Annotated in this window: 11 protein-coding genes and 1 tRNA gene; 5 read left to right on the top strand and 7 right to left on the bottom strand. The window is 60.5% G+C overall.

Annotation, left to right across the window (positions count from 1 at the left end):
- Positions 1–83: 83 nt before the first annotated feature.
- Positions 84–272: a hypothetical protein gene (locus tag AC1RT6_RS15200; protein WP_079445858.1), complete on the bottom strand. Its 189-nt coding sequence runs from the start codon at positions 270–272 to the stop codon at positions 84–86.
- Between the two features lie 1,073 nt (positions 273–1,345).
- Between AC1RT6_RS15200 and AC1RT6_RS15195 the strand changes: the two genes are divergently transcribed.
- Positions 1,346–1,420 (top strand) — tRNA-Val (locus tag AC1RT6_RS15195).
- Positions 1,421–1,467: 47 nt separating this feature from the next.
- On the opposite strand, the gene AC1RT6_RS15190 is transcribed toward AC1RT6_RS15195, so the two are convergent.
- From AC1RT6_RS15190 to AC1RT6_RS15180, 3 genes are all read right to left on the bottom strand, one after another.
- The gene (locus tag AC1RT6_RS15190; protein WP_079445857.1) at positions 1,468–1,725 is read right to left on the bottom strand and encodes a hypothetical protein; all 258 of its coding nucleotides are present in this window, start codon (positions 1,723–1,725) and stop codon (positions 1,468–1,470) included.
- Between the two features lie 128 nt (positions 1,726–1,853).
- Positions 1,854–2,534, bottom strand: coding sequence for a metallophosphoesterase (locus tag AC1RT6_RS15185; RefSeq protein WP_079445856.1), 681 nt, complete (start codon positions 2,532–2,534; stop codon positions 1,854–1,856).
- A 79-nt stretch (positions 2,535–2,613) separates the two neighbouring features.
- Positions 2,614–4,158 carry an acetolactate synthase large subunit gene (locus tag AC1RT6_RS15180; protein ID WP_472791005.1) on the bottom strand — a complete coding sequence of 515 codons (1,545 nt, stop codon included), beginning with the start codon at positions 4,156–4,158 and terminating at the stop codon, positions 2,614–2,616.
- Positions 4,159–4,388: 230 nt separating this feature from the next.
- On the opposite strand from AC1RT6_RS15180, the gene AC1RT6_RS15175 reads away from it, so the two are divergent.
- Positions 4,389–4,955, top strand: a complete 567-nt coding sequence (locus AC1RT6_RS15175; protein WP_079445854.1) for a L,D-transpeptidase — start codon at positions 4,389–4,391, stop codon at positions 4,953–4,955.
- 220 nt (positions 4,956–5,175) lie between these two features.
- On the opposite strand, the gene AC1RT6_RS15170 is transcribed toward AC1RT6_RS15175, so the two are convergent.
- Both AC1RT6_RS15170 and AC1RT6_RS15165 read right to left on the bottom strand, forming a co-directional pair.
- The gene (locus AC1RT6_RS15170; RefSeq protein ID WP_173815909.1) at positions 5,176–6,351 is read right to left on the bottom strand and encodes an isovaleryl-CoA dehydrogenase; all 1,176 of its coding nucleotides are present in this window, start codon (positions 6,349–6,351) and stop codon (positions 5,176–5,178) included.
- A gap of 113 nt (positions 6,352–6,464) precedes the next feature.
- On the bottom strand, positions 6,465–7,946 hold the full coding sequence (locus tag AC1RT6_RS15165) for a methyl-accepting chemotaxis protein (protein WP_079445853.1): 1,482 nt from the start codon (positions 7,944–7,946) through the stop codon (positions 6,465–6,467).
- 480 nt (positions 7,947–8,426) lie between these two features.
- Here AC1RT6_RS15165 and AC1RT6_RS15160 point away from each other — a divergent pair, with 480 nt between their 5' ends.
- Together AC1RT6_RS15160 and AC1RT6_RS15155 are read left to right on the top strand one after the other, a co-directional pair.
- On the top strand, positions 8,427–9,896 hold the full coding sequence (locus AC1RT6_RS15160; RefSeq protein WP_079445852.1) for a YcjX family GTP-binding protein: 1,470 nt from the start codon (positions 8,427–8,429) through the stop codon (positions 9,894–9,896).
- A complete protein-coding gene (locus tag AC1RT6_RS15155; protein WP_079445851.1) occupies positions 9,893–10,939 on the top strand; it encodes a YcjF family protein in 1,047 nt (348 codons plus the stop codon). The genes AC1RT6_RS15160 and AC1RT6_RS15155 overlap by 4 nt, the downstream gene beginning before the upstream one ends.
- 55 nt (positions 10,940–10,994) lie before the next feature.
- Here AC1RT6_RS15155 and AC1RT6_RS15150 read toward each other — a convergent pair whose 3' ends face one another.
- The gene (locus AC1RT6_RS15150) at positions 10,995–12,668 is read right to left on the bottom strand and encodes a glycosyltransferase family 39 protein (RefSeq protein ID WP_079445850.1); all 1,674 of its coding nucleotides are present in this window, start codon (positions 12,666–12,668) and stop codon (positions 10,995–10,997) included.
- Positions 12,669–13,000: 332 nt separating this feature from the next.
- On the opposite strand from AC1RT6_RS15150, the gene AC1RT6_RS15145 reads away from it, so the two are divergent.
- Entirely contained in the window at positions 13,001–13,261 is a 261-nt protein-coding gene (locus AC1RT6_RS15145) for a hypothetical protein (RefSeq protein WP_079445849.1), read from the top strand.
- The last annotated feature ends 156 nt before the right edge of the window (positions 13,262–13,417 follow it).

Raw genomic sequence — 13,417 nt, 5'->3', positions numbered from 1 at the left:
GCTATCCTGACTGCCCGGTCGCATTCCGTGCCGGTTCCAACAACCGTCGGCGGTTCAGCTCGTCGTGACGTCAGGATCCCGCTCTAATCGCGGCCGCCCTTTTCATCCATCCGCTTCACGGTGAGGCCTCGCGGCAAAACCTGACCGCCTTGCTCGTCGGCGACGGGAATATCCGAAATGAGGCCAGCCCGCAGCGCATTTTGCCAGGCACCCAATTCCGTCGACGCTGATTCGCCGATACGTACGTCGTGATCAAAGAGTGCGTAAGGCATGGCGTTCCTCCCGATGATTCAATTTGCCAACCGTCAGAAACACCGGTCGTTCCCTCGCCAATAAAGGGGTACGCCTTTCCGCAACGGCGAGTGTCTGCTGGTGGGCAATCCCGAACGCCTCGTAAGACACCCGCGAACAGACCCGCACGCTCCACAGTAACAGCCGGATCAGCGCGGCACCGCCTGACACTGCACGATCGGACTATTGCTTGCGCCTCTGAAAAGCCGACCGAAAAGAACTGTGTCAATCATGTTGCAGCCGAATCAGCAAACATGGGCCATTCTTGCCGCGTATGGCTGCAAACAAGGTAACGGCAGTACACAGGGCTGGACGACCTCCATAGCTCGCCTTAGCCATTCCTGAAAGGGAATGGCTTTTTTTCTTGATCCCCTTGAAGCCACCCTCACAGCATCATCTGGGCAAATGTCAGCAAAACATCCGCACACGATTTCTCCACGTCGCCGGCACGTAGGCTTGACGCGAAACGGGCATAACCAGCATCACTTCGGCGTCTGCAACCCCGAGGAATTTGCCCAGCCCTCTATATGGGCCGCAATGTCCGATAGACGGCGTTTCCTCAACGCTTCATCCCCGCGCGCGTACGGAGGAAGTTCGTCGGTAGCCTTGCGGACACCTGCCACAAACTCGGCCAGACGATCTTTCAAGGACTTTAGCTGACGAGAACCACGTTGCACCCTCATGGCGTTGCTCCCTGCTTCAAAAGGGGGCGGAGCGCGGGCAGCGTTCTCCGGAACCTTAAGAGTATGCACCTGGCGCTGTCGGAAAGCGAGTCAGTTGTTCGGGAATGAGATCGTCCGCCAACCGCCCTTGCGGGATCCGCTGGCGGTTCAGGTTCAGTGATGGCCCGCTGACAGACGTAGACGGCTGGACCGCAGTGACTGGTTATGGTTCGGAACTGCCTTGGTTTCCCTTGGCTTCCCTTGGCTTCGAGCGGCAGGTACAAGTTCGCTTGACACTCCTGCCCTGCATTCCCTAAATCGCGGCTTCGTCGCCGCGCCGGGTCGGATTCGACACCGAGGCCTGGGAATCCTTCACGGCAGATGGCGATTCCGGGCGCATAGCTCAGCGGGAGAGCGTTCCCTTCACACGGGAGAGGTCCAAGGTTCGATCCCTTGTGCGCCCACCATTTTGGATTTAGCCACGCGGCGCGCCCTCATGGCCCCGCCCGATCAGTCACAACAATTTTGTTCGCGCGAACAACGCTCGCAATGCATCGGTCGCCTTGCGGCTCAGCATCGCGTTGCCAGCGGCGGCCTCGAGCGCGGCGCACGCGTCCTCGTGCAGCGTGCTAAACTCCACCCACTCGGCGGTGCTCAGGCGGGTGATGAAGTCGTAGGCCTGTCCGACCGTAGCGATGGCGACGGACTCGCCATTCAGCGTGATGCGGAACGTCGCCTGCAGTTTCGTAACCGAGTTCGAGACCTTGTCCATTGCCACACGAAGACCTGCGCCGCGAGCAGCCGTCAAGATAAAACCATCCGGCTATCCCACGAAAGAAACCGGTCGTCTTCTTATCCGAGGGGCGTGCGGTTCCAGCTTTAACCTCTTCAAAGCCGGCGTCACGAGGTCGAGGTCCCTTGAGTCGAGCCATGAACGACGATGAAATCGACCGGCCCACCAGGATATGCATCATCGAACACGCCAGTCACGAGGCGGCCGGTTCGCCACGCCCTGGTGTCGAGATTGGTCCGGCCTTGGTACATTTCCGGTCCCTCAGCAAACGAGTTGTGTCCATGCACGATATGACGGCCCTCGAATCCGGCCGCTTCGCCTTGGGGATAGCGTTTCCAGAGCAGCGTGATTTCGGGCTGCGCGTCAAGTCCAACTCCGGGATCGAGCCCGGCGTGAACATAGATGCGGTGCGCATCGATATGCATGAGCGGCAGCGCCTCGAGCCAGGCAATGTCGGCCTCCGGAATCACGAAGGGATCACTGCCGTAGGATTCCAGGACCGCATCGCCGCCGTGTTCCAGCCAGCGCGTCATTTCCGCGGGGTCACGCCACGCCGTAACCATCATCGCATCGTGATTGCCCTTGAGCGGAACGAAGGTCCAGCCGTCCGGCATTCCGCGCCGCAAGCGAGCGATGACCTTGCTGCTGTCCGGCCCCTTGTCGACATAGTCGCCGAGCATGACGAGCGTCCCCCCATTGCCAGCGGCGTGGGCATGAACTCCGTGCAAGGCCTCGCTCAACAGATCGAAGCGGCCGTGGATGTCGGGAATGACATAGGTCAGGCTCATGAAGGCTCCCGCACCCGGGGCACCTCCCCGCCGCGCTCAACGCATCGACCATTGTTTACGACTGCATCCTGCATCGTCGTCACATCTGTACGTCGATCAAGCGCGGCCCCTGCTCGGCCATGGCCTCGGCAAGCGCCTTGTTAAACTCGTCGGCCGTGGTGACAGCGCGGCCCTGAACCCCCATGCCTCTGCCAAGCGTCACCCAGTCGAGCGCGGGACGATCGAGGCTCAGCATGTCCATCGCCTTCTTGCCGGGTTCGCCAGCGCCAACACCGTCGAATTCGCCTCGCAGAATTTGATACATGCGATTGGAGAAAACGATCGTGAGGACGTTGAGGCCTTCGCGGGCCTGCGTCCATAGCGATTGCAGCGTGTACATCGCGCTGCCGTCGCCGACCATGCAGATCACTTTGCGTTCGGGGCAAGCCACCGCGGCGCCGATCGCCACCGGCGTCGAAAATCCGATCGAACCGCCCATGTTCTGCAGCCAATCATGCGGCGCGGCGAAGGCTGTCGACGGAAAGAATTTACGGCCCGTCGTGATCGCCTCGTCGATGACGATGGCATTTTCCGGAATCGCCATCGCGATGGCCTGCGCGATGGACGTATGATTGAGCGGCCCCTCCGGCCACCCCGTTTCCATTGGCTGCTGCGGTTTCGCGTCCCGCAGCCTGGCGCCGACAGCACTCGCCAATGCTTCCAGCGCAGCTATCGAGTTTTCGCCATTCGCCGTCATGCGATGCACATCGCAGCCCTCCGGCTTCAAGAAGCTCGGCTTGTCCGGATAAGCGAAGAAAGCGACGGGGTCGTTGGCTTCAACCAGGATGATGTTCCTGAACGGCTTCAGAACCGACAACGCCTGTTCGACCGGGTAGGGAATGCGATCCACGAAAAAACGGCCCCGGCCGCGCGCCATGCGCGCGTTAAAGGTCTCTCCCATCACCTTGCAGCCTGTCTTGCCGGCGATGCCAGCAGCCAGCGCCAATCCCCTTTCAGTCAGCGCGCTACCGGCGAGTAGAAGCAGAGTCTCTCCGCTGCCGCGCAGGATCTTCGCTGTGCTCTCGATCGCCTGCGACGAATAATCCGGGCGCTGCAACGTCTCGGTTACGTCGGCAACGTCATCGGCATCGCTCCATGCGGCGTCGGCGGGCAAGATCAGCGTTGCGATTTGCGGCGGCGAACTCTGGGCCGCGGCGATGGCCGCGGCGCCGTCTCGAGCGACCGACCTCGAATCCGGCGAGGTGCGGACCCAGGCCGACATCGGCCGAGCAAGCCCCTCGATATCCGATGTCAGCGGTGCGTTGCATTCGATATGGTGGAGCGCGTGCTGGCCGACAATATTGACGATGCCTGAGCTAGCTTTCTTGGCGTTGTGAAGGTTGGCAAGGCCATTGGCGAGGCCTGGACCGAGATGAAGCAGGGTACAGGCCGGCGCGCCCTTCATACGAAAATAGCCGTCTGCAGCGCCGGTCACCACGCATTCGAACAACCCGAGCACGCAGCGCATTCCCTCCACCCGGTCCAACGCTGCGACAAAATGCATTTCCGACGTGCCAGGATTGGCGAAGCAAATATCCACGCCGTTTTTGATCAGCGTTCGGACCAGACTTTCGGCGCCGTTCATCGTTGCGCTCCGGTTTCATTTTTCGGTAACCCTGAGATCAACATTATTCCCGCCACGTCCTTATCCTGGCTTGCCCTATGACTGTTGGCGGTCCCGCATAAACCAGGACTTGGAGCTGGGGCTTTTTCGTAAACGACGGCGGAGAAGGGGTATCCTTGCACGGCCGCGGCTTGCGAAATTGGACGAATTATGGCCAGTCTCACAGTGAAATCGATTGATGCGAGGAAATAATGACGCGCATTCTGGCTCTTTTGATTGCCATCGCCTTTGTTTTCAGTGGAAAGTCCGCTTTCGCCCAGTACGTTGATACGGGCGACTTCATGAATTTCGGTCCCAATTTTACATCCGCAAGTCCGGTCCCGCGACAGCTTGTCTATTTCCCGAGCCGGTATGCGCCGGGCACCATTGTCATAAGGACCGGGGAACGGAGGCTCTATCTCGTCCTCCCCCAAGGCCAGGCGCTGAGATACGGTATCGGCGTCGGCCGCGACGGATTCCGCTGGAGCGGCGTCCACCGCATCAGCGCCAAGAAGGAATGGCCGAGCTGGACCCCGCCCGCGCAAATGATCGCGCGTCGCCCCGATCTGCCGCGCCACATGAAGGGCGGACTCGAAAACCCTCTCGGCGCGCGCGCGATGTATCTCGGCTCCACGCTCTATCGCATCCACGGCTCCAACGAACCGGAGACGATCGGTCAGGCGGTGTCCTCTGGTTGTTTCCGCATGACGAACGAGGACGTGGTGGACCTTTATAACCGCGTGCCGATCGGCACGACGGTCGTCGTCGTCAATAACTAGACTAACGCAACTAGACTACCGCCCGCGACACATGGATCGGAACGCGCGCGACGCCCTGAGTGTCGCGGCGCGGGCTGAGAAAGCGCGAGCGTGAGGCAGCCTTCCGTTCAGGCTCTTTGCCACGCTGATCAGCGCAGCATTTTCATGAACGTGATCGATTCCAATATTTTGAGAAACGGGGTGCAGGCGGAAAGCCGCTGCGTCCTTTCCTCATTCCGCTCTAGGTGCTCTTCTCGAATAGCTCGCGACCAATCAGCATGCGGCGGATTTCGCTCGTGCCGGCGCCGATTTCATAGAGCTTGGCATCGCGCAGCAGGCGGCCGGCCGGATAGTCGTTGATGTAACCATTCCCGCCCAGCAACTGGATCGCATCCAGCGCGCACTGCGTCGCCTTCTCCGCGGAGTAAAGGATCGCTCCTGCCGCGTCCTCGCGCGTGATCTCGCCGCGATCGCACGCCTTTGCCACCGCATAGACATAGGCGCGGGACGCATTCATGGTGACATACATGTCAGCAACCTTGCCTTGAACGAGCTGGAAGCTGCCGATCGGCTGCCCGAATTGCTTACGCTCGTGCACATACGGCATCACGACATCCATGCAAGCCTGCATGATGCCGAGCGGACCGGCAGCGAGCACGGCGCGCTCGTAATCGAGACCGGACATCAGGACATTGACGCCGCAGCCGGCTTCACCGAGGACGTTTTCCTCTGGCACCTCGCAATCCTCGAACACCAGTTCACAGGTATCGGAGCCGCGCATACCGAGCTTATCGAGCTTCTGTGCAGTTGAGAATCCATTCATGCCTTTCTCAACGATAAAGGCGGTGATGCTTCGTGCGCCCGCCGCGGCGTCGGTCTTGGCGTAGACCACCAGCGTTTCCGCGAGCGTCCCGTTGGTGATCCACATCTTGCTGCCATTAAGAACGTAGTGGTCACCTTTCCTGTCAGCACGCGTCCTCATTGAGACCACGTCCGAACCAGCGTCCGGCTCGGACATTGCCAGCGCGCCGACATTCTCGCCGGAAATCAGCTTCGGCAGATATTTTCGCTTCTGCGTTTCGCTGCCATTGCGGCGCAATTGATTGATGCAGAGATTAGAGTGAGCACCATAAGACAATCCGACCGAAGCCGAACCGCGCGAGATTTCCTCCATTGCAATGCAGTGTTCGAGGTAACCGAGACCGGCGCCACCATAATCTTCCTCGACGGTAATCCCGTGAAGACCGAGTGCGCCGAGCTTCGGCCAGAGATCGCGCGGGAACTGGTTGGACCTGTCGATCTCGGCAGCACGCGGCGCGATCTCGTTCGTGGAAAAATCACGGACCATCTCGCGGATTGCATCGGCGGTTTCGCCGAGACCGAAATCGAAATCACCAGGACTATTGGAAATGGCCACGCGAATTCTCCCGCAGGCGCGACCGGAGACCGATCGCGTACCGTCCCGGAAGCAACCATGCCATGGCGAGATGACGGAGAGAAGAGCCGGCGCAACGACCTCTATACCAACGCTTACGCCACCGCGCGAGATGCGTCCTTGACTTTGCGGGTTGCGGCGTCGACGGACTGCGTGACGTCGGCTATCTCGCTCATGCTTGCCGTGATATCGGCAACGCTCTTGGCGGCGACCTGCATATTAGATGAGATACTTTGCGTCACAGACGCCTGCTCCTCGACCGACGCAGCGATGGCCGCAGATATTTCGTTGATCCGCGATATGGTCTGGGTGATGGCCTCGATGACGCCCACCGCGCTTCCGGTGGTGTTTTGCACTTCGGCAACCTGACCGCTGATTTCCTCTGTCGCCTTGGCGGTTTGTGATGCCAGGCTCTTCACTTCCGACGCAACCACCGCAAAACCTCGACCGGCCTCGCCTGCGCGGGCCGCTTCGATCGTGGCGTTGAGCGCCAGCAGATTGGTCTGCTCGGCAATGCTGTTGATCAGCTTGATGACGTCGCCGATTTTCTGCGCGGCGGTCGCAAGCCCGGCAACGATGGTGCCGGTCTCGTTCGCCTGGGTGACCGCCTGCTGGGAGATAGCAAGCGCGTCCGCTGCCTGGCGACTGATCTCGCCGACCGACGCCGCGAGTTCTTCGGCGCCAGCCGCGACAGCCTGCATGTTGGCGGACGCTTGCGTGGACGCATCGGCGGCCGAGCTAACGCGCCGCGACGTCGCGGCAACGGATTCAGTGATCTGACCGAGGTCCGTATCGATGGATTTCTGCAAATCCGTACGACGCATACGGTCTTGGACTTGAGCCGTCACATCGGTCGCAAACTTGACCACCTTCATGACCGCCCCCTCCGAATCCTGGATTGGGTTGTAGGATGCTTGGATCCAGACCGCCCGGCCGCCTTTTCCAATTCGTTTGTACTCGGCGGCCTGATATTCACCGCGCCGGAGCATGTCCCAAAAAACCTGATAAGCCACGCTGTCTCGCTCGTCCGGCTCGACGAACATCCGGTGATGGTGGCCCTGGATCTCGTCCAGACTGTAACCAACCGTCTTAAGGAAATTGTCGTTCGCTGTGATGATACTGCCGTCAGGATTGAATTCGATCACGGCCTGCGACTTGTGGATCGCCTTCAGCTGACCTTCATAATCGGCATTGCGCAGCCTCTGCATCGTGATGTCGGTCGCAAACTTGACGACCTTGTAAGGCTTGCCTCGCGCGTTCATCAGAGGATTGTAGGAAGCCTGAATCCACACCGTTCGCCCGCCCTTGGCGACTCGCTTAAACTCTCGCGCCTGATATTCGCCGCGACGCAGCGAATCCCAAAATTCGCGATATTCAGCATTGTCACGACGTTCCTTGTCGACGAACATGCCGTGATGCTTGCCGCGGATTTCCTCGAGCGTATATCCCATCGCATTGAGAAAATTCGTATTCGCGGTGATGACCGTTCCGTCGAGATTGAACTCGATGATAGCCTGAGATCTGCTCAGCGCGTCGAGTTTCGCGTTCGCATCGCGAGATGCCGGTAGAAAGCTCATGATTGTCGTCCCCAAATGCTCGCAAATACAATCTACGCGAGTAGTTAAACTTCTTTTACACAACTGGAGGGAGAGAAAATTTTACGAAAACGGAACAGACAGCCAGCCGAAGTGGTAAATTCATGCCCGAGATCGTCGATGTTGCGCTCGTATGAACAGCAAACGCGCGCCAACCGTTAGCGGCGCAAGATTCCCGGAGCGAACCGCGACCATTTCGAGGAGTCGTCCGCGTCGTTCCACTCGCGCATAAGACGCACAGGCCAGGACGAGGTCGATCACAGCCCATATAAGACAGGCTCCGCCAAGTTCTGAAGATCACGCCGCAGCCGTAGAGCAGCCGCGGGTCAACGAAGCCTCAACCTAATTAATGTACATCTCACTTGGATACGGAACTTGATTCAGGCTCGGCAGTCGCCACTTTCCGGTTGCCACGAACCATAGGCGCGCCATTGCAGGCTTCATCACCGACATCACATCAATATGGCCGCCAGCTTTTCCGATATCTTTGAAGGAGCGCGCCTCTCGGCACGCGCGCTGCTGGACTACGGCGAAAACTTCTTCAACCCGACGATCAGGCTCGGCGTGACAGGCCTGTCACGCGCTGGCAAAACCGTGTTCATCACGGCGCTTGTGCACGGTCTGTCGCGTGGCGGCCGGTTTCCGGTTTTTGAATCTCTCGCCAGCGGTCGCATCGCCCGCGCGCAGCTTGCCCCGCAACCGGACGACGCCGTACCGCGATTTAGCTATGAACATCACGTCAACACCCTGATCACGGAGCGGCGCTGGCCAAGCTCGACGGTCGACATCAGCGAATTGCGGCTCGTAATCGGCTATCAGCGGCAGAATGGTTTGGACCAAACGCTGACGCTGGATATTGTCGACTACCCCGGAGAATGGCTGCTCGATCTGCCGCTGCTCGATAAGAGTTATGAACAGTGGTCGGCAGAGAGCTTGGCGCTATCGCGGCAACAGCCACGGGCGCGCCTCGCACACGCATGGCACGATCATCTCGCAACGCTGCGGCCCTCGGCCCGCGAGGATGAACAGGCGACACTCGCCGCCGCCCGGCTGTTCACCGACTACCTTCGCGCGTGTCGGGACGAACGTTTCGCCATGAGCCTGCTGCCGCCCGGCCGTTTCCTGATGCCGGGCAACCTTGCAGGCTCGCCCGCGCTCACTTTCGCGCCGCTTGATTTGCCCTCCGGCGGAATCCCGATTGATGGATCGCTTTGGACGATGATGCGGCGGCGATACGAGGCCTACAAGGATCTCGTGGTGCGGCCGTTTTTCCGCGATCACTTTTCGCGGCTCGACCGCCAGATTGTGCTGGTCGATACACTTGCCGCCTTCAATTCGGGGCCGGAAGCCTTATATGATCTCGAAGCGGCGCTTGCCGGAATTCTCGATTGCTATCGCGTCGGCCGCAGCACGTTACTCAGTACACTATTGCGGCCGCGGATCGATCGCATCCTGTTCGCCGCTACCAAGGCCGACCATTTGCATCACACCAGTCATGACCGGCTTGAGGCGATTCTTCGACGCATTGTGGAACGCGCCGCCTCGCGGGCCGAAGTCGCCGGCGCCGCCATTGATGTCGTCGCCCTGGCAGCGGTCCGCGCCACGCGCGAGGCGCAGGTGCGATGCGGTCGCGAGAAACTGCCGTCCATACTCGGCACGCCCCTTGCCGGCGAAGCCGCCAATGGCGAGACCTTCGACGGCAACACCGAAGTCGCAACATTCCCCGGAGACCTGCCCGAGGATGTCAAGGAACTTTTCAGCGGAAACGGCGCTTTCCGCGGGCTGTCGACATCCGCTATGGATCAGGCCGACTTTCGTTTTCTGCGCTTTCGTCCCCCGCGCCTCCAAAACGAAGGAACTGGCGAGCCGTCGCTGCCCCATATCCGCCTCGACCGGGCGCTCCAGTTCCTAATCGGAGACCGACTGCAATGAGTGAGCGTTCCGGCCTGCGTCGTCCCGTCACATTCAAGCTCGACGATCCGCTCGTCGTGGTCCTGGAACACGACGAGGCCGCGAGCCGGGTTGCTCGCGGCAGCATCAGCATCACGCCGGAAGCTGAACCCGAGCCGGAGCCCGTACTCCTCCCGGAACCGGCGGAGATGCCTCCGGTTCCGGCGCGGAAGGGATTTCGTTGGGGGGCATTGTTCTGGTCGTCATTGGCCGGGTTCATCCTGCTCGGCACCGTAATCGGCGCTATCGATCTGGTCGGCGACCTGTTTGCACGCAGCGAGGGGCTTGGTTTCCTCGGGCTGATGCTGGCGGCGCTGTTTGTCATCGCGTCGATTGCCATCGCGGCCCGCGAGATCGCGGGTCTTACCCGTCTCGCCACCATCGAGAATCTGCATCGGCGAGCGCTGGCCGCAATCGCGGCTGACAATCGCAAGGAAGCCGACGCGGTCGTGCGCGATCTGGTGAAACTCGCCCACAACGATCCGCACCTGGCCCGGGCACGAGCAACGTTGCGGAGCCATAGCACTGACATCATCGACGGCGCCGATCTGGTGCGGCTCGCCGAACGCGAACTGATGGCTCCGCTGGACCAAGAGGCGCGCCGACTCGTATCAGTGGCAGCGCAGCGTGTGTCGATCGTCACCGCGGTCAGCCCTCGCGCCGTCGTGGATGTGCTGTTCGTATTCGCCGCAGCGATGCGGCTGGTGCGGCAGCTTGCGCGTCTGTATGGCGGAAGGCCAGGTACGCTCGGGATGATCCGCCTGATGCGCCACGTCATCGCGCATCTGGCAATCACCGGCGGCATGGCGGCGAGTGACACGCTGATCCAGCAAATGCTCGGCCAGGGCATCGCCGCGAAACTGTCGACGCGTTTGGGCGAAGGCGTCCTCAATGGATTGCTGACCGCCCGTCTCGGGCTGGCGGCGATCGACGTTACCCGGCCGATGCCGTTCACGGCGCTGCCGCGGCCCGCGCTCGGCGACCTTGTAAAAGATCTGTTGCGCAAGCGAGACGGCGGCAACTGAGTTAGCGCGTATTCCGCAAAAGTGAGTACCGGTTTTCGGATAAGATCATCCTCTCTCACAAGGATGCGGCTAGAGTCTGATTCGCTCCTGTTGAAATAGACCCTAGACGGCAAACCGCCCCGCCCTCGGCTAGTTGTCGCCATTTGTAAAACGGCGAGGCCGGCGGCGGCGAGAGATCGGGCGTCCAGCCCGTCAGCTTTTCCAGCACATAGGTGTCCATGACCCGCCCACGCCAGGTCCGTTGAACCTGACCGAGGGGCGTGAGCACCGCCGCGGTCGAGGCCAGAATCGAGGCATCATCCGGCTCCCGGGCGACATAGAGCCCGGCATGCCCGGCAATCATGTCGCAACCCGGATCCCGAAAGCCTAAGAAACGACTGCGCTCATTGATCTGGATCACCGGCACGCGATCCCTGAGATACCAGCGCAGCATCGCATAAACGCGGTAGTCGACTGTTGCGATCCAGGTTGCACCGGAGTTTTGCATTTCGCTTTCAGCGCGGCTCGCGACCTGCGCGAATCCCGCCTCACCGCCGATCGGATCGGTCTTGCCGATGAAATTCCACGGACTGACGGTGTAATAAAGAAAGATCGCGACGACGAGACAGAGACCCGACACAATCGCGGCGTTGGCCCAGAACGTTGACCATTTCAGCATCCACGCCGGCCAGTTTTCGCGCCGTCGCATTGCAATGTCGATCGCCGCCGCCGCGAAACCCAACGGCCAGATGAACATCGGCCAGGTGTCGCCGACCCGAAGCGTCAGCGATTTCCAGAGAAAATACCCGAACGGTACGAGTACGGCGGTAGACAACAGCACGGCGACGGGATCGCGATGCCGGTAGCCACGCCATGCCGTGACGCCTACCGCGAACAGCACCACAGGCAGCAGGATCGGTCCGACCTGACCGAACTGAAGGCCGATGTAATCGCCGAGCGTGCGAAGTGTAAGATCATGTTCCGATGTCGCACGAACGAACTGAAACCTGAACGAGGCCCAGTCGTGCATCCCGTTCCAGATCAGGACCGGTGAGAACACCGCAACAGCTATCAACGCCGCGGTCCATGGGTACGGACTGCGTAGCCAGCGCCAACGCCAGTCCGGCACGAGGATGAAGGCGGCAATGGCGGGAATCAGCATCAAAGCAGTCAGCTTCGACAGCAGAGAGAGCCCCCCGAAAACACCGGCCGCGAGCCACCAGCGCGCGTCGCCGCTCTCCGTGAGCCTCACCAGCGACCAGACCATCGCCAGTTCAAACGGAATCAGCGCAATGTCGGGCGCGACCTTCGCCATCAGCAGGCCGTAGTACAGCGCCGCTTCCATCATCAGAACCGCCAGCATGGCGGCACGGATGTCGTGCGTGACTCGGCGAACGATGTCGGCAAGCAGCAATTGTGAGATCGGCATCGCCAGCAGCCCGGCAAACCTGACGCCGAAATTTGTATCGCCGAAAATCGCGGTACCGAAACGAATGAACCACGCAATCATCGGAGGATGATCGAGGAAGGACAGCGCGCTTTCCTTTGACCAGGTCCAGTAATAGGCCTCGTCGGTGCGCAGATCCAGCGTGCCGGCAAAGACGCATCGCATCGCGGTCATCACAGCGATCAATGCCGCGACCCAAAGCAGCGACGAAAGCGCGGGACGCTCCGGTGGCAACGCGGGTTTATCGGACTGTGCGATTGTCATCTGGATGTCGAGGATTACACCTGTCGCGCGTCCTCGCATGGTTCTCCGGCAGCTTCCTCGCGTTTCTTGACCACCCGGTCCTCGGTGTCAATCTAGGGCGAGGTCGGCCCGTCGCCGCTTGGTTCACGCATATTTTTCAGCGGCATTCGCACCGTGTGAGATTTCGCACACGCATAGGGCTCGAAACCCCACTTGTCTGAACGTCCATTCAGAAAAATGTCGGCCGGATTCTTCGAACCGCCTTTTCAAAGCAAGCGACGAACTTGCGACGGGCAAGAGCGAGACCAAGCAAGAGCCCGCAACTGGAAACTGAAAATCGCTTTGAACCTGAAACCCGCGCATCCCACGCTTCATCTAAAAGGAGAACGACCATGTTTCGTAAGATTGCTCTCGGGCTTGTTGCCGCAGCATCCCTCAGCGCGATGACGCTGTCTCCGACCGCCGCTTCGGCTCACGGTTGGCATGGCGGAGGACACGGTGGATGGCATCACGGTCACCACTTCGGCCACGGCCATTTCGGCCACGGTTTCGGCGTTGCCTATATCGGCGGTTACGACGACGGCTGCTACGTCGTGCGCCGCGTGCCGACCCCGTTCGGCTTCCGCCTGCGGACCATCAACGTCTGCGACTAATCGCACCTTCCTGTCCGGTCAAAAAGCTCCGGCCGCCCAGCGGCCGGGGTTTTTACGTTGAGAGCAACGGGCTGTTGTCATACCGCCGCATCAAAATCTCGCGATCCGATCCATCGATCGCATCGAACGGCATATTCGGAACTCGTCGATTGACTT

The sequence above is a fragment of the Nitrobacter sp. MLSD-S21 genome (assembly GCF_058809865.1).
This window is presented reverse-complemented; position numbering and strand designations above follow the sequence as displayed.

What these genes read in the sequence shown, in the direction of transcription:
- AC1RT6_RS15200 (WP_079445858.1), bottom strand. Translation starts at nt 272, where the DNA reads ATGCCTTACGCACTCTTTGATCACGACGTACGTATCGGCGAATCAGCG.
- AC1RT6_RS15190 (WP_079445857.1), bottom strand. Translation starts at nt 1,725, where the DNA reads ATGGACAAGGTCTCGAACTCGGTTACGAAACTGCAGGCGACGTTCCGC.
- AC1RT6_RS15185 (WP_079445856.1), bottom strand. Translation starts at nt 2,534, where the DNA reads ATGAGCCTGACCTATGTCATTCCCGACATCCACGGCCGCTTCGATCTG.
- AC1RT6_RS15180 (WP_472791005.1), bottom strand. Translation starts at nt 4,158, where the DNA reads ATGAACGGCGCCGAAAGTCTGGTCCGAACGCTGATCAAAAACGGCGTG.
- AC1RT6_RS15175 (WP_079445854.1), top strand. Translation starts at nt 4,389, where the DNA reads ATGACGCGCATTCTGGCTCTTTTGATTGCCATCGCCTTTGTTTTCAGT.
- AC1RT6_RS15165 (WP_079445853.1), bottom strand. Translation starts at nt 7,946, where the DNA reads ATGAGCTTTCTACCGGCATCTCGCGATGCGAACGCGAAACTCGACGCG.
- AC1RT6_RS15160 (WP_079445852.1), top strand. Translation starts at nt 8,427, where the DNA reads ATGGCCGCCAGCTTTTCCGATATCTTTGAAGGAGCGCGCCTCTCGGCA.
- AC1RT6_RS15155 (WP_079445851.1), top strand. Translation starts at nt 9,893, where the DNA reads ATGAGTGAGCGTTCCGGCCTGCGTCGTCCCGTCACATTCAAGCTCGAC.
- AC1RT6_RS15150 (WP_079445850.1), bottom strand. Translation starts at nt 12,668, where the DNA reads ATGCGAGGACGCGCGACAGGTGTAATCCTCGACATCCAGATGACAATC.
- AC1RT6_RS15145 (WP_079445849.1), top strand. Translation starts at nt 13,001, where the DNA reads ATGTTTCGTAAGATTGCTCTCGGGCTTGTTGCCGCAGCATCCCTCAGC.